This window comes from Streptomyces sp. NPDC049887 (assembly GCF_040656535.1).
GTDB lineage: Bacteria > Actinomycetota > Actinomycetes > Streptomycetales > Streptomycetaceae > Streptomyces.
Genome location: NZ_JBFAMM010000023.1, coordinates 95,860 through 122,134 on the forward strand (window position 1 = coordinate 95,860; position 26,275 = coordinate 122,134).

Genomic DNA, 26,275 nt, shown 5'->3' on the forward strand with positions numbered 1-26,275 from the left:
CGCGGGAGCCGCTCCTCCTCCGCCCTTGGGCGCGGCGGCCGTTGCGTCGCACCTGGGGCGGCGACATGGCCGTGCCGTTGCCCTTCGGTGCCGGCGGCCGCGCCGGAGCGCTTCGGCGCGGGGCCGGGTCCTCGACCGACGGAGGGGCCCGGAGGGAAGCGAGGCGCCCGGCCGCCGCGCGCAACGAAGCGCCCGGGCACCGCTCGTGGAACGCGGCGCGCGAAGCAGCGGTCCGGGAGGTACGACGCCCGGCCGCCGCAAGCGATGCGCCACCGTGCCCGCGGCGATCCGCGGGGCTACGCCGAGAGCTCGGTGTGCATCTCCGCGCGGAGCCTGAGCGTCGCGACCAGTCGCCGGAAGGCTTCGGACCAGTAGCTGCCCGCCCCCGGTGACGCCCCTTCGGGCTCGTCCGGGACGGCCGTGAGGAGTTCCAGCCGGCGCGCCTCGACGGGATCGAGGCAGCGCTCGGCGAGGCCCATGACTCCGCTGAAGCTCCACGGGTAGTTCCCCGCGTCCCGTGCGATGTCCAGCGCGTCGACGACGGCGCGGCCGAGCGGCTCCGCCCACGGCACCGCGCAGACGCCGAGCAACTGGAAGGCCTCGGACAGTCCGTGCGCGGAGATGAACCCGGCGACCCACCCGGCTCGCTCCTCCGCCCGGAGCGTCGCGAGAAGCTTGGCACGCTCGCCGAGCGAGGACGTCCCGGGGCCGGTCGCGGGCGGCTGGGAGGGCGCCCCCAGCAGTGCCCGGGCCCACAGCGCGTCGTGCTGCCGCACAGCGGCCCGGCACCAGGCGGCGTGCAGTTCGTCGCCCCAGCCGTCGGCGACCGGCAGCGCGACGATCTCCTTCGGCGTCCGCCCGCCCAGCCGCTCCGGCCAGGTGGCGAGCGGGGTCGCCTCCACCAGCTGCCCGAGCCACCAGGACCGTTCGCCACGTCCGGAGGGAGCGGTCGGGACGACTCCGTCATGCTCCATCCCGGCGTCGCACTCGTGCGGGGCCTCGACGGCGATCGTCGCGACGGCCGCCGTGCGGTCCAGGGAGACGCAGCAGGCCGCTCGCGCCGCCATCCGCCCCGCGAGCGCGGAACCCGGCAGCGCGGACAGCAGCTCGGCCGCCGTCGCCCGGACGTTGCGGCTGCGGTCGGACAGGGCCTGGTCCAGGAAGGGCTCGTCCGCGTCGGACAGTTCGGTGCGCAGCGAATCCAGGAACAGCAGCCGGTCCTCCGCGCGCTCGGTCGCCCAGGTCTCCGCCAGCAGCGCCACCGCGGCCGCCGGGTCGTGGGCGCGCAGCGACCCGAGCAGCGAGACCCGTTCCGCGAACAGGCCCTCCTCCCACAGCCGGCGGACGGCCTGGCCGTCCCCGGGCGCGGGCAGGGCCGGGCCGGCCGCCGTGCCGCGGAGGGCGAACCTCCACTCGGGGTTGAGGCCGGCGAGCCAGATGCCGCGCGGCCCTGCGAAGCGCAGCGCGGAGGTGCGCAGATCGGTGCGGGCGCGGGCGGCGTCCAGCAGCGCGGGCAGTAGGGACGCCGGGGCGCGGTAGCCGCGGTCGTTGGCGGCGGCCAGCCACTGCGGCAGGAGTTCCGTCAGATCCGGCGCGGCTCCCCGCCGGCCTCCGGAGCCCGCGGGGGCGGCTCGGTCCGCGAGCAGTGCGGCCAGCCGCCGGTGGGCCGGCTCGGGCAACTCCCGCCGGTCGTCCGGCGGCGCGGGCTCCGGCCGGGGCCGGGCCGCCGCGGGCCGCAGCCCGGCTCGCCGTCGCACCGTGTGCACCGCGGCGGCGTCGAGCAGTGCGACGGGCGCCTCGCGGCCGGGCGCCAGGACGTCTGCCGGCGGGGTGCGCCGGTCGGTGCCGAGCAGCGCGGAGGTGACGAGCTCGTCCCAGGCGTTCGTGCGGATGCTGGACATCGTTGCCTCCCGGGGCGTTTCAGGTGAGCGTGACCGTCTCGGGGCTGTCGCCGGACCAGGCAGCCAGCGGCGCGAAGCCGCGGTGGCCGCACTCGCCGAAGACCGTGACCGGCCCGCCGCCGGAGAGCGCGACGAGCCTCCACAGCCCGGGCCGGGACCGTGCTGCCGGTATGACCGGCAGCGCCTGCGGCCCTCCGGCGTCGGCCAGTTGCCAGCCGTCCTCCGAGGGCACGGGTACGACCCCCCGCAGAGTGACCGGCCACGAGTCCAGCCAGGGATCGTCGCGCAGCGCCTGCCCGTACGCGGCGGTCGCGTCCGCCACCGAGCCGCCCGGTGGTGGTGCCTCGATGGGCACCGTGCCGCCGAACCGCTCGCGCAGTTCGGCCCGCAGCTGTCCCGCGCCCTGGTGCGGCACGATCTCGGCGTCGACCACGAACCCCGGGGGCAGGGCGAGCTGCGGTGCCCGTCCGGCCGCGCCGAAGGAGAGAAGCAGGGCCGTGCGGCCCGTCTCCCGCCCGTGCAGCCAGATCCGGCGGGTGGTCAGTCTGGCGTCCGCGGAGTCGTACTGCGCGAGGACCATCCAGTCGTCCCGGACCACCGGGCCCTCGGCGGGCGCGGTCAGGCCGACCCGGGCGCGCACGGTGGCGGCGAGTGGTTCCGGAAGCCGGTCGATCCCGAGCCACGCGCGGTCGAGGAGGTGCACCAGCGCGGCCTCCTCCAGCAACCGCACCGGCCACCCCTGACCGGAACCGGGTACGGCACCCAACTCCCTGACCCGTGCGGCCAGTCCGGGGGCCTGGGCGTCGACCATGCGTGCGGCGGTCTCCTCCCAGAGTCCGTAGCCGGGCCGCTCCGCGGAGGCCAGTCCGCCGCGCAGCAGGTCCGCGAGCCGTTGCTCCAGCTCCGTCGCGCCGGCGGTGATGCGGGCGGCCCTGCGCTCAGCCCTGCGTCTGGCGGCCTCCGGGTCGGCTGCCCTCGCGGGCCGGTCCTCCGCGGCTCCGCGCCCCTGCTCCGCCGCCCGCCTGCTGCGGTCCGCGAGCCACTCACCGGCCCAGCCGGGCACGTCGACGTCGCGGACGGCCTCCGCGTCGCCCGCCCAGAGCAGCAACAGCCCCAGCGCGTGCTTGCACGGGAACTTCCGGCTCGGGCAACTGCACTTGTACGCCGGGCCGGTCGTGTCCACCACCGTCCGGTACGGCCTGCTGCCACTGCCCTTGCACAGACCCCAGACGGCACCGGTGCCGCTGCTGCCCGTACCGGACCACGGCGCGGTCGCGCCGAGTTCGCCGCCCGCCCTGCGTGAGGTGGCGTCAGGAGCCAGGGCCAGCACCTGTTCCACCGTCCAGCGCACCCCCTGCTGATTCATGGGGACGACGCTAGGGGGCGGCACTGACAATCACCCTGACCTGGTGGTTCACAGCGGCGGTCACGACTTGACCCTGCTTCCTCTTTGCGATTCGCTGCGGGTCGCCAACCGACGATCCAGGGGGATCCGCATGAACAGAAGCGTCCGTACAGCCGTGTGCGCACTCGCCGCAGCCGGCCTCGCCGTCGGCCTCACCGCCTGTTCCGAGGCCGCGGACGAGGCCGTCGACCGGGTCGACCAGGCGGTGGGCGAGACGTACCAGGTCACCTACGAGGTCACGGGTGAGGGCGTCGACTCGATCGACTACCACGCCGACGGCGGCACGGCGATGGAGCCCGAGATCGAGACCGTGCAGAAGCCCGAACTCCCGTGGAAGAAGACCGTGACGCTGAGGGGCATCACGCCGCCCGCCGTCATGCCGGTCGCGGTGGACGCCGCGGGCGCCGAGGTCACCTGCTCCATCACGTACAAGGGCGAGGTCATCAAGGAGTCGAAGGGCGAGGGGATCGCGACCGCCGGCGGCTGCGTCGCGGTCTCGCCGATCGCCCGGTGACCCCGCTCGCGGCCCGCTGACTTCGGCCTCCGCCGGTGGCGGCGGGCCGTTGTCAGTGGGATGGTGCACGGTGGGTCCCACACCCGGTCGAACGATCTGGAGGGGGACCCATGACCGTGCCCGAACCCACCGCGGAGTCCGGTGCCTCGGCCCTGCGCCCGCACGCCGAGGCCGCGTTCGCCGGCGAGCTCGCGGCACTGGCCGGGGCGGACGACCGGCCGCGCCCGGCCCGCTGGCGGCTCTCGCCGTGGGCCGTGGCCACCTATCTGCTCGGCGGCACGCTGTCCGACGGCACGGTGATCACCCCGAAGTACGTGGGCCCGCGCCGGATCGTCGAGGTCGCCGTCACGACGCTCGCCACCGACCGGGCGCTGCTCCTCCTCGGTGTGCCCGGCACGGCCAAGACCTGGGTGTCCGAGCACCTGGCCGCGGCGGTCAGCGGGGACTCCACGCTGCTGGTGCAGGGCACGGCCGGCACCCCGGAGGAGGCGGTCCGGTACGGGTGGAACTACGCCCGGCTGCTCGCCCACGGGCCGAGCCGCGACGCCCTCGTGCCCAGCCCGGTGATGCGGGCCATGGCCGACGGCATGACCGCGCGGGTCGAGGAGCTCACCCGCATCCCGGCGGACGTGCAGGACACGCTCATCACGATCCTGTCGGAGAAGACGCTCCCGATCCCGGAACTGGGGGAGGAGGTGCAGGCGGTCCGCGGGTTCAACCTCATCGCCACCGCCAACGACCGCGACCGCGGCGTCAACGACCTGTCCAGTGCGCTGCGCCGCCGGTTCAACACCGTGGTCCTGCCGCTGCCCGCGACCGCCGAGGCGGAGGTCGACATCGTGTCCCGGCGCGTGGACCAGATGGGACGTTCGCTGGACCTGCCGGCGGCGCCCGAGGGCATCGACGAGATCCGCCGGGTCGTCACGGTCTTCCGCGAACTGCGGGACGGCGTCACGTCGGACGGGCGCACCAGGCTCAAGTCCCCCTCGGGGACGCTCTCCACCGCGGAGGCGATCTCCGTCGTCACCGGCGGGCTGGCACTCGCCGCACACTTCGGCGACGGAGTGCTGCGGCCCGGCGACGTGGCCGCCGGGATACTGGGGGCCGTCGTCCGGGACCCGGCCGCGGACGGGATGGTCTGGCAGGAGTACCTGGAGACGGTCGTCCGCGAGCGGGACGGCTGGAAGGACTTCTACCGCGCCTGCCGCGAGGTGAGCGCATGACGGCGCCCACGGCGCACCCGCCCCGGGCGGCCGCGGACTCCCGACCCCCGGACCGGGTGTGGCCCTGCGCGGGGCCGATGGTGCTCGGCGTGCGGCACCACGGCCCGGGGTCCGCCGGGGCGGTGCTGGCCGCGCTGGACGCGGCGGAGCCGCGAGCCGTGCTGATCGAAGGCCCCCCGGAGGGAGACGCGTTGCTGCCGCTCGCGGCCGACGAGGCCATGGTGCCGCCCGTGGCCCTCCTCGCCCACGCCGTGGACGATCCGGGACGCGCAGCGTTCTGGCCGTTCGCCGAGTTCTCCCCGGAGTGGGTGGCGATCCGCTGGGCACTGGCGCACGACGCGACCGTGCGGTTCATCGACCTGCCCGCGGCGCACTCCCTCGCGGCGGCCGCCGACCCTTCGTGGGGCGACGAGGAGGACGTCGTGGGCGGCGAGGAGCCCACGCTCCGCGTCGACCCGATCGGCGCGCTCGCCGAGGCCGCCGGGTACGACGACCCGGAGCGCTGGTGGGAGGACGTCGTCGAGCACCGCGGTGGGCCGGACCCGAGGGGCCGCGCGGGTCCGGCGGACGGCTTTCTCGCGCCGTTCGCCGCCATCGGCGAGGCCATGGCCGCCCTCCGCGAGCGGTACGGGCACGGCGGTCACCCCCGCGACCTCGTCCGGGAGGCCCATATGCGGATCCGGTTGCGGGCGGCGCGCAGGGAGTTCGGGGACGAGGTGGCCGTCGTCTGCGGTGCCTGGCACGTGCCGGCGCTGACGGCCCGGTCCACCGCCACCGCGGACCGCGCCCTCCTGAAGGGCCTGCCGAAGGTCAGGACCGAGACGACCTGGGTGCCCTGGAGCCACCGCAGGCTCACCCGCCTGGGAGGACCCGCGGGGCGAGGTTCCGGGGGAGGGTACGGCGCGGGCGTCGAATCGCCCGGCTGGTACGCCCATCTCTTCGGCGCCCCGGACCGGCCCGTCGAGCGCTGGATGACCAAGGTGGCAGGGCTGCTCAGGGAGGAGGGCCGGACGGTGTCCTCCGCCCACGTCATCGAGGCGGTCCGGCTCGCCGGGACGCTCGCGGCCGTGCGCGACCGTCCGCTGGCGGGACTGGGGGAGACGACCGACGCGGTCCGGGCCGTGATGTGCGACGGCTCGGACGTGCCCCTCGCCCTGGTCCGGGACAGGCTGGTCGTCGGCGACGTCCTCGGCGAGGTCCCGGACACCGCGCCCGCGGTGCCGTTGCAGCGCGATCTGGCGCGCCTCCAGCGCGCTCTGCGGCTCGGACCGGAACCGGCCGAGCGGGAGCTGGAGCTCGATCTCCGAAAGGACAACGACGCGGCGCGCAGCCGGCTGCTGCACCGGCTGCGGCTCCTCGGCGTGGGCTGGGGCCGCCCGGCGGCGGGCCGCGGTTCGACCGGCACCTTCCGTGAGACCTGGCTGCTGCGTTGGGAACCCGAGCTGTACGTCAGGGTCGCGGAGGCGGGCGTCTGGGGCACCACGGTGCTCTCCGCGGCCACCGCCAAGGCGGAGTCCGAGGCTGTCTCGGTGACGGCACTGACCGAGGTCACCTCCCTCGCCGAGCGCTGTCTGCTCGCCGAACTCCCCGACGCGCTGCCCGTGGTGATGAGGGCGCTCGCGGACCGGGCCGCGCTCGACGCGGACGCGGGCCGTCTCGCGGACGCCCTGCCGGCGCTCGCCCGCTCGCTGCGCTACGGGGACGTGCGCGCGACGGACACCGCCTCCCTCGGCGAGGTGGCGGCCGGGCTCGCCGAACGCATCTGCGCCGTGCTCCCGCCCGCGTGCGCCGGACTCGACGCCGACGCCGCGGCCGGGATGCGCGCCCGCCTCGACGGCGTGCACTCCGCGATCGGACTGCTTCCGCGGTCCGGGGAGCTGGGCGGCCGCTGGGCGGATGTGCTGGGCGGGCTCGTCCTGCGGGACGCCGTGCCCGGGCTGATACGGGGGCGTGCGGCCCGGCTGCTGCTGGACGACGGCCGCCTCGCCCAAGGGGAGGCGGCACGGCTGATGGGGCTCGCCCTGTCGCGCGGTACCGCGCCCGCCGAGGCCGCGGCCTGGATCGAGGGCTTCGTCGGCGGTGCGTCGGGGGGCGGGGTGCTCCTCGTCCACGACGAGCGTCTCCTCGGGCTGGTCGACGCCTGGCTGACGTCGGTCCCGGCCGACGCCTTCACGGCCGTTCTCCCGCTGCTGCGCCGCACGTTCTCGGCGTTCGAACCGGGTGTGCGCCGCACCCTCGGCGAGTTGGCGCGGCAGGGGCGGACCGCCGGCGGGCCGGTGCGCGCGGACACCGGGGTGACGGGGTTCGGGGCCGGTGCCGACGAACGGCGCGCCGACGCGGTGCTGCCCGTTCTGCGACTGATTCTGGAGGGGGAGCGGGCATGAGTGCGACGGACGCGACGGCGGGGTCCATGCCGGCGGGGAGGGCGTCCGACGAGAGGCTGCGGCGCTGGCGGCTGGTGCTCGGCGGGGGACCGGCGGACGGCACGGGCCGCGCCCTGACGGGCACGGACGCAGCCGTGGACGGCGCGCTGTCCTCGCTCTACGGACCCGGCGAGGGCAAGGAGAGGCGCGCCGGCAGGCGTTCGGCCGGGCTGGAGGGCTCCGCCCCCTCCGTCGCACGCTGGCTCGGAGACATCCGTACGTACTTCCCGAACTCCGTGGTCCAGGTCATGCAGCGGGACGCCATCGACCGGCTCGGACTGTCCACGCTGCTGCTGGAGCCGGAGATGCTGGAGGCCGTCGAGGCGGACGTCCATCTCGTCGGCACGCTCCTGTCGCTCGACAAGGCGATTCCGGAGACGACGAAGGAGACCGCCCGCGCGGTCGTCCGGAAGGTGGTCGAGGACCTGGAGAAGCGGCTGGCGACGCGCACCCGCGCGACCCTCACGGGCGCGCTCGACCGCAGCGCGCGCATCAGCCGGCCGCGGCACCGGGACATCGACTGGGACCGCACGATCCGGGCGAACCTCGCGAACTATCTTCCCGAGCACGGCACGGTGGTGCCCGAGCGCCTCATCGGCCACGGCCGTGCGTCGAGGTCGGTCGGGAAGGACGTCGTCCTGTGCGTCGACCAGTCCGGGTCGATGGCGGCGTCCGTCGTCCACGCCGCGGTGTTCGGCGCGGTGCTGGCCTCCATGCGGTCGATCGCGACCCGGCTCGTCGTCTTCGACACCTCGGTGGTCGACCTGACGGACCAACTGGACGACCCGGTGGACGTCCTGTTCGGCACCCGGCTCGGCGGCGGTACGGACATCAACCGCGCGCTCGCGTACTGCCAGTCGCGGATCACCCGGCCGACCGACACAGTCGTCGTGCTGATCAGCGATCTCTACGAGGGCGGTGTCCGCGACGGGATGCTGAAGCGGGTGGCGTCGATGAAGGCGTCGGGGGTGCAGTTCGTCGCCCTGCTCGCGCTCTCCGACGAGGGAGCGCCCGCGTACGACCATGACCACGCGGCGGCTCTGGCGGCCCTGGGCGCCCCGGCGTTCGCGTGCACGCCCGACCTCTTCCCCGAGGTCATGGCTGCCGCGATCGAGAAGCGGCCGCTCCCGGTGCCGGCCGACATATGAGAGCGGACCCCAGGTCACCGTGCATACCGGACAAGGCGACTCATCGGTAACAAGGGACTTGCGTAACCCTGGGAGACTCGTGCGAGCATCGTCGTCGTTGCCCCCGGAGGGGCATGTTCCGCGACTGGGAGGGCTCGCCCCATTTCGACTGTCACCGCTGCCGAGACCCCTGCCGCCGGGCGCCCTGCGCGCCGCGCGGCCGGGCGGTACGCGGTGCGCGCCGCCAAGGTGTTGCTCCTCCTCGGCGGGCTCGTGGTGCTGGGATTGGTCCTCGGCGGCCGGGCCCACGCGGCGGAACGGCCCGGAGTGCCCGCGGGGGCGTCGCCGGCCGGCCCGGTAAGCCAACTGCACGACGACACCCGGTCCGTCGCCGGGGAAGCGGTGAACGGGGCGCTGCGTCCGGTCGCCGAGGGCACCGAGCGCACCGCGCGCGACGTGGTGCGGCCGGCCGTCGAGCCCGTGGTGGAGCAGGCCGTCCGGCCCGTCCTCCGTCCCGTCGCGGAGACCGTCGACGATGTGGTCACCGAGGCGACGGAGCCCGTCGCCGACGTGGTCGGCGAGGCCGTGGTGGGCGCCGCCGCACGGCCGCTGCCCGCCCCGGCGCCCGAGTGGCCCGGCGATGGCTCCCGGCCCGTCCCCGGACTCGATCTGCCCGGTGGCGGTGCCCAGTACGGCCCCCGGACCGGGCCCCGGCACGGCGTCGCCCTCGCGGACGCGCCCGGAAGCGAACGGTCGACCGCCGCCGCGCGCCGCTCGGGCCCCGTGGGCGTCCAGCAGTTCGGGCCGTTCCACGACGTCCGTGCACTCGCCCAAGCCATTCTCGACGACCGCTCGCCGGTCCTGGCCGACGGCCCCGGCGACGTCCCCTTCCCGCGGTACCCGGGCCGTTCCCCGGCCACGCCGCACGGCGCCGCCGTGCTGCAGACCGCCGGCGACAGCCATACGCCCCGCCCCGGTGACCAGCCCGCGGCCTGGTTCCAGGAGGCACCGGCGTCCGCGCTCCTGCCCGGTTCCGGGCAGCCCGAGGCCGCTTCCGGCGTGCCCGACCGACGGCGCGAGATTCCCGAATTCCCCGGATAGGGCAGGCCCTTCCCCCTGCCCGAGACCTGCCGCGCGGGGGCGGAGCAGGTCTGCCCTATCCCTCGGAATTCGAAGGACTCTCCCGATCATGAACAAGAACATCCGCCGCTCCATAGCCGTCGCCGCCGGCGCCGCGGGCATGTGGGCCGTCGGCACCGCCGCCGCGGCGGCCGACGAACTCCCCTCGTTCTCCCTCTCCACCACCGACAAGGCCGCCGACTCCGTCGAGGACACGACCGCCGAGGTCACCCAGGCACCGGCCGTCGCCGCCGCCACAGGCGAGGTGAGGGAGGCAGCGGCCAGCACCGCCGGCACCGCCGCCGCCACCGCCGGACAGGCGGAGGGCGCCGTGCGGGAGGCCGCCCAGACCCCGGTCCTCACCACCGCGGACCAGGCACGTCAGTACGCCGAGGGTGAGGTGGCCGACGCCGGCGCCGAGATCGACTACCTCTTCGGCCCGCTGTCCTCCTTCGCGCCGGAACTGGTGGACCGCGCCCCGGAAACCGTCCAGGGCCACGCCCGGGGCGCGGTCGCCCACGCCACTCCCGTCGCCGAGCAGGCGGCGCAGGACGTCCTGCCCCCCATCGCCGGCCGCGCGGTGGACGGTGTGCTCCCGGTGGCCGGTCAGGCGGGCGAAGACGCCGGCGGCCTGGCCACGGGCGTCGTCGGCGACGTCGCACCCTTCGCCGCCGGTGTGGTCTCCGGGGTCCAGCCCGTTGCGGGCGACCTGGCCGGCGAGGTCCAGCCCTTCGCCGGGGGCGTCGTCGGATCCGTTCAGCCGCTCGTCGAGACCGTCGTGGACCACGTGCAGCCGGTCGCCCACGGGGTCGGCGGCAGCACCGGCAACCTCGCCCACGGTGTGGTGGGCGACGTGGCCCCGTTCGCCGGCGGCGTGGTGTCCGATGTCCGGCCGTTCACGGACGACGTGTACGGCACGGTCGCCTCCTCCCCGGTCGCCGGCAACGCCGTCGCAGGCGCGCAGGCCGCGGCGGACACGATCACGCCGGGCTACGCCGACTCCCTCGGTCGCTACGCGACCCAGGGCTTCTGAGCGGCGAACGCACATCGGTGACCGGCGGGTCACGTGTTTCGGCGGGCGGTCCCCATTGGGGTGGGGGCCGCCCGCCCCCGTGTCCGGGGCGGGCGCGGGGTGGCCGGCGGGGCGCGCGGGACGGGTCCCGCCCGCCGTGCCGGTGGGCATCCGTGAGCGCCGTGTCCGTGCGCTCCCGGGGGAGCGTGAGCGCTCGGTGCCGTACCGTGCCCGACGCGTGGCCGTCCCGTAACCGGGGGTTCCGCAGCGCGCGCGATCTGTGACCGGTATCACCGCCCGGTTGTGATCTGCGATTTAGGGACCCACGGCCCACGGGGATAACCTGCGAGGCGGACATGCCGCGTGCCCGGACACCGTGTACGCCTCCCTAGTGACTGCGCAGTCACGTTGCCCTTCGCGGCACGCCCACGCAGACAACGAACCGCGGATCACTACTGCGACGATTAGAAGCAAAGGGACGGACGCGCGTGGACCTGTTCGAGTACCAGGCGAGGGACCTCTTCGCCAAGCACGGTGTACCGGTGCTGGCCGGTGAAGTCATCGACACGCCTGAGGCGGCGCGCGAGGCCACCGAGCGACTGGGCGGCCGTTCGGTCGTCAAGGCGCAGGTGAAGGTCGGCGGCCGCGGCAAGGCCGGCGGCGTCAAGCTGGCCGCCACGCCGGACGAGGCCGTCGCCCGTGCGACGGACATCCTCGGCATGGACATCAAGGGCCACACGGTCCACAAGGTGATGATCGCCGAGACGGCTCCCGAGATCGCCGAGGAGTACTACGTCTCCTACCTCCTCGACCGCACCAACCGCACCTTCCTGGCCATGGCCTCGGTCGCGGGCGGCATGGACATCGAGGAGGTCGCCGCGACGACCCCCGAGAAGCTCGCCAAGATCCCGGTCGACGCCAACGACGGCGTCACCGCCGAGAAGGCCCGCGAGATCGTCGAGGCCGCGCAGTTCCCGGCCGAGGTGGCCGAGCAGATCGCCGAGATCCTGGTGACCCTGTGGAAGACCTTCGTCGCGGAGGACGCCCTCCTCGTCGAGGTGAACCCGCTCGCCAAGGTCGCCGACGGCCGTGTCATCGCCCTGGACGGCAAGGTGTCGCTGGACGCCAACGCCGAGTTCCGCCAGCCGGAGCACGAGGCGCTCGAGGACAAGGCGTCGGCCAACCCGCTCGAGGCCGCCGCCAAGGCCAAGGGCCTCAACTACGTCAAGCTCGACGGCGAGGTCGGCATCATCGGCAACGGCGCGGGTCTGGTCATGTCGACCCTCGACGTCGTGGCGTACGCCGGCGAGAAGCACAATGGCGTCAAGCCCGCCAACTTCCTCGACATCGGCGGCGGCGCCTCCGCCGAGGTCATGGCGAACGGCCTGGAGATCATCCTCGGCGACCCGGACGTCAAGTCCGTCTTCGTCAACGTCTTCGGCGGTATCACCGCGTGCGACGCGGTCGCCAACGGCATCGTGCAGGCCCTGGAGCTCCTCGAGGCCAAGGGCGAGGCCGTGACGAAGCCGCTGGTCGTGCGCCTCGACGGCAACAACGCGGAGCTGGGTCGCCAGATCCTCGCGGACCGCAACCACCCGCTCGTCGAGCGGGTGGACACCATGGACGGTGCGGCCGACAAGGCCGCCGAGCTGGCTGCGAAGTAAGGGACGAGGGACACCACACCATGGCTATCTTCCTCACCAAGGAATCCAAGGTCATCGTCCAGGGCATGACCGGCTCCGAGGGCCAGAAGCACACCAGGCGCATGCTGGCCTCCGGCACCAACGTCGTCGGTGGCGTGAACCCGCGCAAGGCGGGCACGACCGTCGACTTCGACGGCTCCGAGATCCCGGTCTTCGGATCGGTCAAGGAGGCCATCGAGAAGACCGGCGCGGACGTCACCGTCATCTTCGTCCCGGAGAAGTTCACCAAGGACGCGGTCATCGAGGCGATCGACGCCGAGATCGGCCTGGCCGTCGTGATCACCGAGGGCGTCGCGGTCCACGACACCGCGCAGTTCTGGGCGTACGCCGGTGCCAAGGGCAACAAGACCCGGATCATCGGCCCGAACTGCCCGGGTCTGATCACCCCCGGCCAGTCGAACGCCGGCATCATCCCGGCCGACATCACCAAGCCCGGTCGCATCGGTCTCGTGTCCAAGTCCGGCACGCTGACCTACCAGATGATGTACGAGCTGCGTGACATCGGCTTCAGCTCCTGCGTCGGCATCGGCGGTGACCCGATCATCGGCACCACCCACATCGACGCCCTGGCCGCCTTCGAGGCGGACCCGGACACCGACCTGATCGTGATGATCGGCGAGATCGGCGGCGACGCCGAGGAGCGTGCGGCCGACTTCATCAAGGCCAACGTCACCAAGCCGGTGGTCGGTTACGTCGCCGGCTTCACCGCGCCCGAGGGCAAGACCATGGGCCACGCCGGCGCGATCGTCTCCGGCTCCTCCGGCACCGCACAGGCCAAGAAGGAGGCCCTGGAGGCCGCGGGCGTGAAGGTCGGCAAGACGCCGACCGAGACCGCCGAGCTGGCGCGGGAGATCCTTCTCGGCTGACCCCGACGCGGCCATGACGGCCGTCGCTGCGGGTGGGCATGCGACTGGGCCCGCACCCCGGAACTCCGGGGTGCGGGCCCAGTCGCCGTTCCGGGGCACGTGCGCGCCGCGCGGATCAGCGGGCCAGGGGGACGAGGCGTGCCGGCCCGGCGCCGTGATGGGAGTGGAGCCGGACGCGGAGGCGGTGGTCCTCTTTCGACCACGGCTCCGGACCGCTCCGCGGAGGCACCCCGCCGACCCGCTCCGCGGGTGCCTGCGGCGGTTCGTAGTGGTCCTCGGTGACGGCCATGGTCACGGCGGCGGCGCCGAGGATCAGGACGGTCAGTCCGATCGCTGCGCGCGTCCAGAGTTCGGCACGGCGTTCGCTGCCGGCGCGCACGTCGCGGGCCGAGGCGATCCGGGGCGTGGCGAGGTTCGCCACCAGATCGCCCAGCTCGTGCTGGAGCGCGTCGGGTTCGGCCAGCTCGGGGATCTGCTCGGCGACGGCCGCGCGGGCGTGCAGCAGCCGGTTCGCGGCGGCGGGTGTGCTCGCCTCGGTCTCGGCGGCCGTCTCGGGGAGGTCGAGGCCCAGACCGTCGTACAGGAGCAGAGTGCGGCGGTACGACGGCGGCAGCCCGAGCAGTGCCTCGCGGAGCGTGCGCCCGCCGGGGTACGCGGCCGAGGCGGGGCGGGCCGACGCGACCGGGTCGTGGCGGCGGTGGGCGCGGCGCAGGCGGTGCCAGGGCGACATGGCGTACTCGTACGCCGCCGCCCGCACCCAGCCCGCGGGGTCCCGGTCCACGGCGACCTCGGGCCAGCGCTGCCACGCCAGGTGGAAGGCACGCTCGACGGCCTCCTGCGAGAGGGACTGCCGGCCGGTGAGCAGCAGCGCCTGGCGGACGAGACCGGGGGCGGCGCGGGCGTACAACTCGTCGAACGCCTGCTCCGCGGTGAGCGCGGCCCCGCCCTGGGCGGGCGGTCGCTCGGAGGGCTCTGCGGGAGGTTCGCCGGCGGCGGCCTCCCTCACGCCTGCCGGTCCCGCGGAGGCCGCGTGCCGGTCCGCCGCCTGGGCCTCAACGGGCTCGCCCGGGGCCCGGGCCGGGGTCGTCGCGGGGTAGGGGCGCGGGGGCTCGAGGGGAGGGGGTGGTGCGGCATCCCCGGGCCGGACGGCGGGCGCCTTCCGGGACCCGGCGGCGGGGCCCCCGGCCTGCCTCGTGGGGGTGGGATCGCCGGAGGTGCGGGGTGCCGGGCCTGCGGTGGCGCCGTTGGAGGTGTGGGGTGCCGGACCTGCGGCGGTGGGATCGCCGGAGGTGCGGGTGGTGGGGCGCGTGGGGGTGGGATCGCCGGAGGTGTCGGGTGCCGGGCCTGCGGCGGTGGCGTTCCCGGATGCGGTGCCGCGGGTGCCCGGTCCGGCAGGGGCGCTCCCGGACGGTTCCGTCCGTCCGGTGGGCCGGCCTTCAGCGGATAGGCGATCCGGTGCGGACGACGGGCCGCCGGTCCGCTGCTCGTCCGTCCGAGCCGCCTCGTCGGCAGTTCGGGCGCCTTCCTCGTCCCCGGGCGCGGAGTCCCGGGCCGAGAGTTCGCCCTCGTAGGTGCCGAGCAGCTTCGCGTACGCCTCGCGCTTGCGCCCGCGAGGGTCGCTGCGGCCCGTCTCCCAGGACCTGATCGTCGCTCTGGTGACACCCAGGGCCTCCGCGAGCTGTTCCTCGGTCAGCGCTTTGCCCTCGCGCAGCCTGCGGCGTTCCTTGGGCGAGGGCAACGGAGGTGCGGCCGCTTCGGTGCTGTCCGCGGTGCTCTTCGTCATGAAGACCTCTCCGGGAGGGCGTACTGGGCCGGAAAGTACATAAGCGTATTTTTAGCGACACAGCGAGCAATCTCCCGTTACGCGGATAAAGCGCGTGTCGTTGGCAGCATGGCCGCGTGACCCAGACGACCGATCGCGGCCCCATGCGCGTGGCCGTGCAGGGCGGCCGGTCCGCGGCCCCGCCCGCGATGTGCCTGCTGCGCGGGGCGATCGCCGGGGGCCTCGGGCTCGGCGCACTCGCCGCGCTGGTGACGGTGATGTGGATCAGTTCCCCGTACCCGGACAGCGGACCCGACGGAGCGCTCCACGCGGCCGCCGGCATGTGGCTCCTCGCCCACGGGACCGAGCTGATCAGATCCGAGACGCTCTCCGAGGCGCCGGCTCCGGTGGGTCTCGTCCCACTGCTGCTCACGGCGCTGCCGGTCTTCCTGGTGTACCGGGCCGCCCGTGATGCGGTCGAGACGGCGGAAGGCGGACGGCAGCCGTCGGCGACCACGGCGGCCCTCGGGGTGAGCTGCGGATATCTGACGGTGGCGGTGGGCGCGGTGCTCTACTCCAGGGGCGGTGAGCTCGCCGCGGAACCGCTCAGCGCGCTGCTGCACGTACCCGCGCTGGTCGTGATCACGGCCGCGGCGGGCGTGTGGACGGCGTACGGGCGTCCGCTCGGGCCACTGCCCCGCTGGGTCCCGGAAGCCGCGCGGATCGCGCCGGCCCGCTCGTGGGTGATCGTGGCGTTCCGGGCCGCGGGGCTCACGGTCGCGGTGTTGGCCGGCGGCGGCGCGCTGATCGTCGGCGCCTCGCTGGTGGTGCACGCGGGTGCGGCGCAGGAGGTGTTCACGCGGCTCGCGCACGACTGGCAGGGCAGATTCGCTCTGCTGCTGCTCGTGCTGGCGCTGATGCCGAACGCCGCCGTCTGGGCGGCTTCCTACGGACTGGGCCCCGGCTTCGTGCTCGGTACGGGCGCCACGGCGACGCCGCTGGGGCTCGCGGGTACGCCCGCGCTGCCGCCCTTTCCCCTGCTCGCCGCGGTACCGCTCGACAGGTCGGGCATTCCGCTGGGTCTGGCCGCGGCGGTGGTGCCGCTCGCGGCGGGGCTGACGCTGGCCTGGCGCACGGCACCGACGGCCGAGTCCCTGGAGGAGGGGGCCCGGGGTGCGGGTGTTCCCGTCATCGGCGGGAGCGGCCCAGGCACCGGCGCGGCCGCCGTGCGGGCGCCGGTGAGCCGCGGCGAGACGGCGCTCACCGCGCTGCTGGCGGCGGCCGTGTGCGGGGCCCTCACGGCCGGCCTGTCGGCGGCTGCCGGCGGGGCGCTCGGTACGGGTGCCCTGGCCTCCTTCGGTCCCGTCTGGTGGCTCACGGGACCGGCCGCGTTCCTCTGGACGGCCGCGGTGGGTGTGCCCGTCGCCCTGGCGCTCCGCGCATGGCGCTTCCGCGACGCCGACCGCCGGCTGAGGGTCCCTCGCTGGGAGGCCATCAAGCAGGCGTCGGGCGGTCTGATGGCGGCGTTCCCGTTCCCGTCCCCCGGCGTGACTGCGTCCCCGTCCGCGTCGACCCCGCCGACATCCGCGGGATCACGGACGTCCGGTGTGTCGTCCGTGCCCGAGGCTGCCGGGGCGGAGTGCGCCCCGCCCGGAACCGGGCCGGCGACGGGACCCGTACCCGGAGCCGACGCCGCCACCGGGGGGTCGGACGCGCCCGGACCGCCGCCCAAGGAGCCCACGGCGGCGGCCCGGACGGGCCCGCTCCCCTGGCCCGCGATGCCCGTCGGAGGCCCTGGGATCAACGGCGGGGTCTGGGACGAACTGCCGCCCGCGCTCCCATTGCCCGGCCCCGCGCCCGCCGTCCGCGCACCGGGGCCGCCGTCTCACGACCCCGGTTCCGCGCCGGCCGCAGCCACCCCCGGTTCCACGCCGGGGCCGCCGGCCTCCGGCCCCGGGCCCGTGGCTGGCGTACCCGCGCCGAACCCCGGAGCGGGCGGGCCCGCCGAAGCCGTGCCCGTCCCCGACGGCGGCTCGGTGGGCGGCGGTCCGCCCGCACCCGGCCCCGTGGGTCCCGTCGGAGGCAGCGGACTCGGCAGCTGGTCGGGTCTCCGCGACAGCGGGGGGACGCGCGGGCACGACGGTTCGGCGCCGTCGGGTTCGTCCGGCGGGTCGGGGTTCCCGGAGGGTGATGCCGCTTCGTGACGGGCGCCCGGCGGGCGGTCGGGTCGTAGCCACCGAGGGTGAGCGGGCGCCCGGCACGGAGCGAAGGCCGCCCGCACGTCCCGTGCGGGCGGCCGTGGCACACCGTCCGGCGGACCCGTGTCCGCCGCGGCCGGCGGCGGCGCGATCCGGTCGGCGGGTACGTGTTCCTCGGGGAAGGCCGTCGCTCGCACTCCGCGCCAGGCCCCGAGGTGGCGGCCGCCCGCGCGCGGCCCGGCTACTCCTTGACGCCGATGACGCCGCGCAGCGGCTCCGGAAGGCGCTCGTTGCAGGAGATCTGGCCGGCCTTGGTCAGTGAGTCCGCCACGCAGGTGTAGAAGTCGCGGTACACGAGCTGCATCGTGAACGTCATCGCCACGATCGTGAGTGCGATCCCGGCCATCACCAGTCCGCTCACCGCGGCCGTGACCTGCGGCCGGCCCGCCGGCTGCCCCGGGGCCCGGGGGGAAGGGGCCGTCGCGGTCGGCGCGTCGCCCGGCGTCGTGCGCCGGGACTTGGCGCGGAGCGAGCTGCCGCCCCAGTAGATCGCCAGGGCACCGAGGAGAAGGGCGATCTCGGGGAAGTCGAACAGGGCGAAGAAGAACGCCCACATACCGCCGAGCAGCGCGTACCGGGCGCGGCGCTGGATGGGGTCCGTCGGGTCCCAGCGCAGGCCGCTGCCCTGGCCGGGGCCGCCTTCCGGTCCGCCCCCCTGGCCGCCGCCCCCGCCGCCGTTTCCGCCCTGGTTGCCCGGCCGGCCGCCGAAGCCGCCCGGGGAACGGCCCGGCTGGCGGCTGCTCCACTGGCTGCCCCAGGGGGCACGCCCGTCCTCCCGTTCGTCCTCGTCGCCGGGACCGTGCCCGTCGCCGCCCGGGGAGTCGTCCCCCGACCCGTGCCGCGGCTGCCACGGCCGGTCCGGCGAGCCCTCCGGCGGAGGCGCGAACGGATTGCTCTCGTCCTTGGGCGATTCCGTGGGCTCCGTGGACTGGCGATCCCGCAGCAGCAGGGAGCCCCGCTCGGCGGCGAGCGGGAGGCGGAGTGCCGTGCGGCGGCGTCGGTCCGGCATGGTGGTGAACGTCTTCCCCTCTTGTACCTCGGTACGCGGGCGCTCCGTCCGGGACGGGCCCTGCCCCCAGACGCTACCTCCCGGCCCAGCCCCCGTCCCGTGGGGGCCGCTCGGTGTGCCGGTATCGTTGCCGACGGTCGACGGCTTCGTAGAGTTCCCCCATCGCCGGACTCGTTTCATTCGTACGACCATACAAATACGAACCGCAACGCGAAAAGAGTCCCTTGTGGCTGCCGCCCGCCTCGTCGTCCTGGTCTCCGGATCGGGCACCAATCTCCAGGCGCTGCTCGACGCCATCGGCGACGATCCCGAGGGCTTCGGCGCCCGGATCGTCGCCGTGGGCGCGGACCGGGACGGCATCGCCGGCCTCGAGCGGGCCCGCGCGGCCGGGATTCCCACCTTCGTGTGCAAGGTCAAGGACCATGCGACCCGTGAGGAGTGGGATCGCGCGCTGGCCGGGGCCACGGCCGCCTGGGAACCCGATCTCGTCGTCTCGGCCGGCTTTATGAAGATCGTCGGCAAGGACTTCCTCGCCCGGTTCGGCGGCCGGTTCGTGAACACGCACCCCGCTCTGCTGCCCAGCTTTCCCGGTGCCCACGGTGTGCGCGACGCGCTCGCCTACGGGGTGAAGGTCGCCGGGTGCACCGTCCACTTCGTCGACGACGGCGTCGACACCGGACCGATCATCGCCCAGGGCGTGGTCGAGGTCCGCAACGAGGACGACGAAGCCGCTCTGCACGAGCGCATCAAGGAAGTCGAGCGTCAGCTGCTCGTCGAGGTCGTGGGGCGTCTGGCCCGCAACGGCTACCGCATTGAGGGACGAAAGGTTCATGTCGGTGAATAAGCCCATCCGTCGCGCGTTGATCAGTGTCTACGACAAGACGGGGCTGGAGGAGCTCGCCCGGGGGCTCCACGAGGCCGGCGTCGAGCTCGTCTCCACCGGTTCCACCGCGGGGAGGATCGCCGCGGCCGGCGTCCCGGTCACCAAGGTCGAGGAACTGACCGGCTTCCCGGAGTGCCTGGACGGCCGCGTCAAGACGCTGCATCCGCGCGTGCACGCCGGAATCCTCGCCGACCTCCGCCTCGACGCGCACCGCGAGCAGCTCGCGGAGCTCGGAGTGGAGCCGTTCGACCTGGTGGTCGTCAACCTGTACCCGTTCCGGGAGACCGTCGCCTCGGGGGCGAGCCCCGACGAGTGCGTCGAGCAGATCGACATCGGCGGTCCGTCGATGGTCCGAGCCGCCGCCAAGAACCACCCCTCGGTCGCGGTCGTCACCAGCCCGGCGCGCTACGCCGACGTGCTCACCGCGGCCACCTCGGGCGGCTTCGACCTCGCCGCGCGCAAGCGCCTGGCAGCCGAGGCGTTCCAGCACACGGCCGCCTACGACGTGGCCGTCGCGTCCTGGTTCGCCTCGTCGTACGCCCCGGCCGACGCGGCGGCCGACGGCAGCTCCGGCGCGGGCGCGCTCCCCGACTTCCTCGGCGCCGCGTACCGGCGCTCCGACGTCCTGCGCTACGGCGAGAACCCGCACCAGGACGCCGCCCTGTACGTCACCGAGGAGGGCGGCGGGCTCGCCCAGGCCGAGCAGCTGCACGGCAAGGAGATGTCGTTCAACAACTACACGGACACGGAGGCCGCCCGCCGTGCCGCGTACGACCACGCCGAGCCGTGCGTGGCCATCATCAAGCACGCCAACCCGTGCGGCATCGCGGTCGGCGCGGACGTCGCCGAAGCGCACCGCAAGGCCCACGCCTGCGACCCGCTGTCCGCGTTCGGCGGGGTGATCGCGGTCAACCGCCCGGTGTCGGTGGCGATGGCCGAGCAGGTCGCCGAGATCTTCACCGAGGTCATCGTGGCACCGGACTACGAGGACGGCGCCGTCGAGGTGCTGGCCCGCAAGAAGAACATCCGCGTGCTGCGCTGCCCCGACGCTCCGTCAGCGCCGGTGGAGGTCAAGCCGATCGACGGGGGTGCGCTGCTCCAGGTCGCGGACCGGCTCCAGGCCCAGGGCGACGACCCGGCCGGCTGGACCCTGGCCGCGGGTGAGGCGCTGTCCGCTCCCGAGCTCGCCGAACTCGCCTTCGCCTGGCGGGCCTGCCGCGCGGTGAAGTCCAACGCGATCCTCCTCGCCAAGGACGGTGCGAGCGTGGGTGTCGGCATGGGCCAGGTGAACCGGGTCGACTCCGCGAAGCTCGCCGTCGAGCGTGCGGGCTCGGAGCGGGCGGCCGGGTCCTACGCCGCCTCCGACGCCTTCTTCCCCTTCCCCGACGGGCTGGAGATCCTGACCGGTGCAGGCGTCAAGGCCGTGGTCCAGCCGGGCGGTTCGGTCCGTGACGAGCAGGTCGTCGAGGCGGCGCGCAAGGCCGGCGTGACGATGTACTTCACCGGCACGCGTCACTTCTTCCACTGAGGTTTCCGGCGCCCCAGCCGACCCGCCTGCCATAGGCATGACAGGCCGAAGGCCGTAACCCCCCGCTCGGCGGCGGGGGTTACGGCCTTCGTGCGTGCAGCCCGTGCGCCCGGGACGGACCGGTTCGGTCCCCCGGGCCGGCGGGGATCAGTAGCGCGGGCGGTTGAACCACGCGGAGGCACCGCTGTTGACCATGGCGGCGAGGATGATGCCGCCGATGGCCAGGCCGATGACGCCGCCGACCGCGGAGCTCGCCGTCCCACCGCCGAAGTTGGTCAGGCTGCCCAGGATGAACAGGGAGGCGTAGACGATGGTCGTCACCCGCACACCGTTGCCGCCCTTGGAGAACTTGGCGCCCAGCACGATCGCCCAGATGGCGAAGGCCAGCAGGATGAAGACGAGGAAGAAGCCAAGACCGGCCAGCATGCCGGTCTCCTCGCCGACACCGACCGAGTTGGCCGAGTCCTGCGCGGCGGCGACGAAGACCGCGGCGAGGACGGCGAAGAGGAGCTGCAGGCCGCCCACGATGAAGAGCAGGACGCGGGCCGTCTGCATCAGGCCGGGCATGGACATGGGTGCGCCGGGATATCCGCCGCCGTAGGGCTGGACGGGCGGGGCCTGGGGATAGCCGTAACCGGGCTGGGGCGGCTGCTGCTGGCCCTGCGGGTAGCCGTAGCCCGGCTGGCCCTGCTGCTGGCCGTACGGGTTGTTCGGGTCGCCGAAGCTCATGGCGGGTTTCCTCCGTCGGGGTTCTGCGGGGACGACGCGGTCCTGACGGAGGAACGTCACATGTGACTAAGCGGTCTGCCCCCCGACACTGCCCGCGACACTGCGCGGCTCATCGTCGTATCAGCGTCGACTTTTTGTCCAGTCGATATGCGGATGTGTTGTGCAAGTGCAACCTCGTGTGCTGCTCGGCGAACCGCGTGGCGGCATGCCGGGAGGATTCCGGGGATGGCCGGTGCGAACTCCTCCGGAGGGGGACGGCGGAGCGGGGGACGGCGGAGCGGGGGACGGCGGTGGGCGGCCGCCCGAGCCGCACCTGATTGGAACCGGGGCGGGGTCATCCGCGAGGATGGGGGTATGACCGCCCAGATTCTCGATGGCAAGGCCACCGCGGCCGAGATCAAGTCCGAACTGGCCGCCCGCGTGGCGGCGCTCAAGGCCAAGGGGTCCACGCCCGGCCTCGGGACCGTCCTGGTCGGTGACGACGTCGGCAGCCGGAAGTACGTGGCCGGCAAGCACCGCGACTGCGCGGAGGTGGGCATCGCCTCCATCCAGCGCGAACTTCCGGAGACCGCCACGCAGGAGGAGATCGAGGCGGTCGTCCGCGAGCTGAACGAGAACCCGGAGTGCACCGGTTACATCGTGCAGCTGCCCCTCCCGAAGGGCATCGACGAGAACCGGGTGCTGGAGCTGATCGACCCGTCGAAGGACGCGGACGGCCTGCACCCGATGAACCTGGGCCGTCTGGTGCTCAACGAGCCCGCCCCGCTGCCGTGCACGCCGAACGGCGTGATCCGGTTGCTGCGCCGGTACGGGGTGGAGCTGAAGGGTGCGCACGTCGTCGTCGTGGGCCGGGGCACCACCATCGGGCGTTCCCTCCCGCTGATGCTGACCCGCCGCTCCGAGAACTCCACGGTCACCCAGTGCCACACCGGTACGCGGGACCTCTCCTCGCACCTGCGCCAGGCCGACATCATCGTGGCCGCCGCGGGCTCGGCCCACCTGGTCCGTCCCGAGGACGTCAAGCCGGGCGCCGCCGTGCTGGACGTCGGTGTCAGCCGCGACGGCAACGGGAAGATCGTCGGCGATGTCCACCCGGACGTGGCGCAGGTCGCCGGCTGGCTCTCGCCGAACCCGGGCGGGGTCGGCCCGATGACCCGCGCCATGCTCCTCGTCAACGTCGTCGAGGCGGCCGAGCTCGCAGCCGCGGTCTGAGATCCATGGACACCCCGGACAACCACGCGGACCCCGCGGCCGGCCGCCGGCAGGCCCGCGCCGGCGGTTCGTCCCGCGGCCCGCGGGACGAACCGGCGGGTGCACCGGGCAGGCCCGGTGCCGCCCCGCCGGCGCACGGCGCCGCGCGGGCCGACCGGTCGGCACCCGGCACGAACGGCACCCGGCCCGATGCGTCGGGCGAGCCCGCATGGCTGAACGGCGAAGGCGCCGTCCGGCGTGACCGCGGTGCACCGGACGGCGCCGCCCCGGCCGCGGACCGCGTCGAGTCGAACGGTTCCGCGAGCGGCCCGGCGAGCGGCGCCGACCGCGGGGACCGGACGGCGATCGGTGGCGGGGCCGCCGCCGGGGAAGGGCCGTCGGACGACACCCGTCAGGAGCCGGCAGACCCGGCCGGCGGGGGAGAGCGGGCCACGAGCAGGTCGCGTCGCCCGCCTGCCGTCACCCGGGACACCGCGCGTCCGGAGGGCGGCGGACGGGCCGCCCCCGGTGACGCTCCGGCGCCCGCGCGCCAGTGGCCGCTGCTGACGGTCCTCGGGCTCGCGGCGCTCGGTCTGCTGATCGTCGGGACGGACCCGTTCGAGCAGGCGTTCAGGGTCGGCACGATGCTCGTCGGAGTCGCGCTGCTGACCGGCACGGTGCTGCGCCGGGTGCTGCCGTCCGTGGGCATGCTGGCCGTGCGCTCGCGCTTCACCGACATGGTCACGTACGGGCTGCTCGGCACCGTCATCGTGCTGCTCGCACTGATGGTCCAGCCGCAGCCGTGGCTGGAGATCCCGTTCCTGGAGGAAGCGGTCCGCTTCACCGTGCGATAGCGGACCTTCGTCCGACCGGCGCCGTGGCGAGGGCGGCCGTCCCCTCCCCCGAGGAGGACGGGCGCCGTCGCGTGATCCAGGGTCATGCACTCGCCAATCAGTCACAAGGGACGGTGGGAGCCTGTGGCACGGAAGTGACCGTTCCGCCATGGTGTGATCGTCGGGCAACGGATGCGAGACTGAGGCCGGCTTTCGGAACGGCGGCGCACGCGGGGGTACGGCATCGTCCCGAACGCCCCCGTGCGCCCCGGCGCCAGGAACTGTCATCCTGGCTTCGCGCATCCCTCCGGGTAGTCCAGACGACGCGGAACCCGGAGGCGTGGCGGGGGGCACCACGGCGCGGGGCACATCAGGCACGTACTCGGGGGACAAGGGGGAGGCAATGCCTCGTTGGAAGGCGCTACCGGAAGAACTCGATCCGCAGGTGAGGGAGTTCGCGAGCCAGCTGCGCAGGCTCGTCGATCGCAGCGGACTGAGCATCGCCGCGGTCGCTGACCGGACCGGCTACAGCAAGACGTCGTGGGAGCGCTTCCTCAACGGACGGCTGCTCGCACCCAAGCGCGCGATCGTCGCGCTCGCCGAGGTGACCGGTACCAATCCGGTGCACCTCACGACCATGTGGGAGCTGGCCGAGCGCGCCTGGAGCCGCGCCGAGATGCGCCACGACATGACGATGGAGGCCATCCGCATATCCCAGGCGCGGGCCGCACTCGGCGAATCCGGGCCGAACGGGCCCGCGGCGAGGGACGGCCGCGCCGGCGGACTGACCACGGCCGCGCCCGACGGTGACGGCCCGCGCGACCGGTCCCACGTGCCCGCCCAGCCCGGCAGCGGATCGGAAAGGACCGGGAACCCGTCGGGGCCCGCGCACTCCGGTGCCCCCGCCCCGCAGGGCGGTCCGGGCGGGGGGAGGGGAAGGCGCAGGACGACGGTGTTCGTGGCCGGGCTCGTCGGTGCGCTGCTGGTGATCGCGGCGGCGGTGCTGCTGGCCGACCTCGGCGGGGGCGGCGACGAGCCGGGCGCCGACGTGGCCAAGTCGCCCTCCGCGGCCCCGACGACGCAGGCGCCGGAGCTGCCCGCGGGCGTGAAGTGCGTCGGCGCCGACTGCACGGGCCAGGACCCCGAGAACATGGGGTGCGGCGGGCAGTTCGCCACGACGGCTTCCCGGGCGACCGTCGGCACCGCCGTCGTGGAGGTGCGCTACAGCAGCACCTGCGGGGCCGCCTGGGCGCGGATCACCCAGGCCACACCGGGCGACAAGGTGCGGATAAGCGCCGGCGAAGAAAGCGAGAACGGACTCGTCAACGCGGACAAGGACGCCTACACCCCGATGGTCGCCGTGACCGCGGGATCCGAGGCAAAGGCGTGCGCCACGCTGACGACCGGCACGGAGGGCTGCACGGCGGAACAGTAGCCCGCTCCAGTGAGCCGCACCACAAGGGTCCGGGGATTCCGGGGGGCCCGGGTCGGATAGCCTGACCGCTGGATATCTCTTCACGTCGAGAGATCGATCACCGTGATCGGTGCCGTCGGTGCCGATCGGCGCGGACCGGTGCCCACCCCGGCGCCGTAGGCGTCGATCACTCCGATCGCGTCGATCGCGGCGGTGCCGATCACTACGGTGGAGATGTCCACCACCAGGGGCAGGGACCCCCACCGCCAGCTGTCTTACGGAGATCGCCATGACCCGCACTCCCGTGAATGTCACCGTCACCGGCGCCGCCGGCCAGATCGGCTACGCGCTGCTCTTCCGCATCGCCTCGGGCCAACTGCTCGGCGCGGACGTGCCGGTCAGGCTCCGCCTCCTCGAGATCCCGCAGGGACTGAAGGCCGCCGAGGGCACGGCGATGGAGCTCGACGACTGCGCCTTCCCGCTGCTGCAGGGCATCGACATCAGCGACGACCCGAACGTCGCCTTCGACGGTGCGAACGTGGCGCTGCTCGTCGGCGCCCGCCCGCGCACCAAGGGCATGGAGCGCGGTGACCTGCTGGAGGCCAACGGCGGCATCTTCAAGCCGCAGGGCAAGGCCATCAACGACCGTGCCGCTGACGACATCAAGGTCCTCGTCGTGGGCAACCCGGCCAACACCAACGCGCTCATCGCACAGGCCGCCGCCCCGGACGTGCCGGCCGGGCGCTTCACCGCGATGACCCGCCTCGACCACAACCGCGCGCTGTCGCAGCTGGCCGCGAAGACCGGCGCCCCGGTCTCCGAGATCAAGCGCCTCACCATCTGGGGCAACCACTCCGCGACCCAGTACCCGGACGTCTTCCACGCGGAGATCGCGGGCAAGAACGCCGCGGAGGTCGTCGACGACCAGGCATGGCTGGCGGACACCTTCATCCCGACCGTCGCCAAGCGCGGTGCCGCGATCATCGAGGCCCGCGGTGCCTCCTCGGCCGCCTCCGCCGCGAACGCCGCGATCGACCACATCCACACCTGGGTCAACGGCACCGCCGAGGGCGACTGGACCTCCATGGGCATCCCGTCGGACGGTTCCTACGGCGTCCCGGAGGGTCTGATCTCCTCCTTCCCGGTCACCTGCAAGGGCGGTACCTACGAGATCGTCCAGGGCCTGGACATCAACGAGTTCTCCCGCACCCGCATCGACGCGTCGGTGAAGGAGCTGGAGGAGGAGCGCGAGGCGGTTCGCGGCCTCGGCCTCATCTGACGCCCGGTACCCCGTACCCGGTGGAACGCCTGTGGGGGGGCGCGGGGGGGGGGGGGGCGCCCCCCGGGGGGGGGCAGACCGGGGCGGGGCGGGGGC

The 26,275-nt window shown here is 74.3% G+C and carries 21 protein-coding genes; 15 read left to right on the forward strand and 6 right to left on the reverse strand.

The annotated features are described in order from the left end of the window. Nucleotides 1-296: 296 nt before the first annotated feature. Complete coding sequence (locus AB0J10_RS25390; RefSeq protein ID WP_363064759.1) at nt 297-1,901, reverse strand: DUF5691 domain-containing protein; 1,605 nt, start codon at nt 1,899-1,901, stop codon at nt 297-299. Between the two features lie 19 nt (nt 1,902-1,920). Continuing rightward, entirely contained in the window at nt 1,921-3,267 is a 1,347-nt protein-coding gene (locus AB0J10_RS25395) for an SWIM zinc finger family protein (RefSeq protein ID WP_363064760.1), read from the reverse strand. Nucleotides 3,268-3,397: 130 nt separating this feature from the next. Between AB0J10_RS25395 and AB0J10_RS25400 the strand changes: the two genes are divergently transcribed. The 8 genes from AB0J10_RS25400 (at nt 3,398) to sucD (ending at nt 13,293) form a co-directional block, all read left to right on the forward strand. Then, nucleotides 3,398-3,820: an MmpS family transport accessory protein gene (locus AB0J10_RS25400; RefSeq protein WP_363064761.1), complete on the forward strand. Its 423-nt coding sequence runs from the start codon at nt 3,398-3,400 to the stop codon at nt 3,818-3,820. A 110-nt stretch (nt 3,821-3,930) separates the two neighbouring features. Beyond that, on the forward strand, nt 3,931-5,043 hold the full coding sequence (locus tag AB0J10_RS25405; RefSeq protein ID WP_363064762.1) for an AAA family ATPase: 1,113 nt from the start codon (nt 3,931-3,933) through the stop codon (nt 5,041-5,043). Nucleotides 5,044-5,120: 77 nt separating this feature from the next. Next, nucleotides 5,121-7,427 (forward strand): DUF5682 family protein, encoded by a 2,307-nt coding sequence (locus AB0J10_RS25410; protein ID WP_363064787.1) that lies wholly within the window; start codon nt 5,121-5,123, stop codon nt 7,425-7,427. Beyond that, nucleotides 7,424-8,614 carry a VWA domain-containing protein gene (locus AB0J10_RS25415; RefSeq protein ID WP_363064763.1) on the forward strand — a complete coding sequence of 397 codons (1,191 nt, stop codon included), beginning with the start codon at nt 7,424-7,426 and terminating at the stop codon, nt 8,612-8,614. The genes AB0J10_RS25410 and AB0J10_RS25415 overlap by 4 nt, the downstream gene beginning before the upstream one ends. Nucleotides 8,615-8,827: 213 nt before the next feature. Next, complete coding sequence (locus AB0J10_RS25420) at nt 8,828-9,694, forward strand: hypothetical protein (protein ID WP_363064764.1); 867 nt, start codon at nt 8,828-8,830, stop codon at nt 9,692-9,694. 88 nt (nt 9,695-9,782) lie between these two features. Then, complete coding sequence (locus AB0J10_RS25425; RefSeq protein WP_363064765.1) at nt 9,783-10,745, forward strand: hypothetical protein; 963 nt, start codon at nt 9,783-9,785, stop codon at nt 10,743-10,745. A 467-nt stretch (nt 10,746-11,212) separates the two neighbouring features. After that, nucleotides 11,213-12,388, forward strand: a complete 1,176-nt coding sequence (sucC, locus tag AB0J10_RS25430) for an ADP-forming succinate--CoA ligase subunit beta (protein ID WP_363064766.1) — start codon at nt 11,213-11,215, stop codon at nt 12,386-12,388. A 20-nt stretch (nt 12,389-12,408) separates the two neighbouring features. Continuing rightward, nucleotides 12,409-13,293, forward strand: a complete 885-nt coding sequence (gene sucD, locus AB0J10_RS25435) for a succinate--CoA ligase subunit alpha (RefSeq protein ID WP_363064767.1) — start codon at nt 12,409-12,411, stop codon at nt 13,291-13,293. Nucleotides 13,294-13,408: 115 nt separating this feature from the next. Here sucD and AB0J10_RS25440 read toward each other — a convergent pair whose 3' ends face one another. After that, complete coding sequence (locus tag AB0J10_RS25440) at nt 13,409-15,076, reverse strand: helix-turn-helix domain-containing protein (RefSeq protein WP_363064768.1); 1,668 nt, start codon at nt 15,074-15,076, stop codon at nt 13,409-13,411. A gap of 116 nt (nt 15,077-15,192) precedes the next feature. On the opposite strand from AB0J10_RS25440, the gene AB0J10_RS25445 reads away from it, so the two are divergent. Further along, entirely contained in the window at nt 15,193-17,259 is a 2,067-nt protein-coding gene (locus AB0J10_RS25445; protein WP_363064769.1) for a DUF6350 family protein, read from the forward strand. A gap of 235 nt (nt 17,260-17,494) precedes the next feature. On the opposite strand, the gene AB0J10_RS25450 is transcribed toward AB0J10_RS25445, so the two are convergent. Further along, nucleotides 17,495-18,322 (reverse strand): hypothetical protein, encoded by an 828-nt coding sequence (locus tag AB0J10_RS25450; protein ID WP_363064770.1) that lies wholly within the window; start codon nt 18,320-18,322, stop codon nt 17,495-17,497. A gap of 226 nt (nt 18,323-18,548) precedes the next feature. On the opposite strand from AB0J10_RS25450, the gene purN reads away from it, so the two are divergent. Next, a complete protein-coding gene (gene purN / locus AB0J10_RS25455; protein WP_363064771.1) occupies nt 18,549-19,166 on the forward strand; it encodes a phosphoribosylglycinamide formyltransferase in 618 nt (205 codons plus the stop codon). Further along, on the forward strand, nt 19,153-20,733 hold the full coding sequence (gene purH, locus AB0J10_RS25460; protein ID WP_363064772.1) for a bifunctional phosphoribosylaminoimidazolecarboxamide formyltransferase/IMP cyclohydrolase: 1,581 nt from the start codon (nt 19,153-19,155) through the stop codon (nt 20,731-20,733). Before purN ends, purH begins: the two co-directional genes overlap by 14 nt. A gap of 147 nt (nt 20,734-20,880) precedes the next feature. Here the strand turns inward: purH and AB0J10_RS25465 are convergent, their stop codons facing one another. After that, on the reverse strand, nt 20,881-21,462 hold the full coding sequence (locus tag AB0J10_RS25465; protein WP_363064773.1) for a hypothetical protein: 582 nt from the start codon (nt 21,460-21,462) through the stop codon (nt 20,881-20,883). A gap of 354 nt (nt 21,463-21,816) precedes the next feature. On the opposite strand from AB0J10_RS25465, the gene AB0J10_RS25470 reads away from it, so the two are divergent. From AB0J10_RS25470 to AB0J10_RS25480, 3 genes are all read left to right on the forward strand, one after another. Further along, nucleotides 21,817-22,674 carry a bifunctional methylenetetrahydrofolate dehydrogenase/methenyltetrahydrofolate cyclohydrolase gene (locus AB0J10_RS25470; protein ID WP_363064774.1) on the forward strand — a complete coding sequence of 286 codons (858 nt, stop codon included), beginning with the start codon at nt 21,817-21,819 and terminating at the stop codon, nt 22,672-22,674. Between the two features lie 5 nt (nt 22,675-22,679). Further along, nucleotides 22,680-23,507, forward strand: a complete 828-nt coding sequence (locus tag AB0J10_RS25475; protein WP_363064775.1) for a DUF3017 domain-containing protein — start codon at nt 22,680-22,682, stop codon at nt 23,505-23,507. Between the two features lie 382 nt (nt 23,508-23,889). Next, the gene (locus tag AB0J10_RS25480; protein WP_363064776.1) at nt 23,890-24,921 is read left to right on the forward strand and encodes an XRE family transcriptional regulator; all 1,032 of its coding nucleotides are present in this window, start codon (nt 23,890-23,892) and stop codon (nt 24,919-24,921) included. Between the two features lie 80 nt (nt 24,922-25,001). Here the strand turns inward: AB0J10_RS25480 and AB0J10_RS25485 are convergent, their stop codons facing one another. After that, nucleotides 25,002-25,145 (reverse strand): hypothetical protein, encoded by a 144-nt coding sequence (locus AB0J10_RS25485; RefSeq protein ID WP_363064777.1) that lies wholly within the window; start codon nt 25,143-25,145, stop codon nt 25,002-25,004. Between the two features lie 44 nt (nt 25,146-25,189). On the opposite strand from AB0J10_RS25485, the gene AB0J10_RS25490 reads away from it, so the two are divergent. Next, entirely contained in the window at nt 25,190-26,179 is a 990-nt protein-coding gene (locus AB0J10_RS25490; RefSeq protein ID WP_363064778.1) for a malate dehydrogenase, read from the forward strand. Nucleotides 26,180-26,275: the final 96 nt, after the last annotated feature.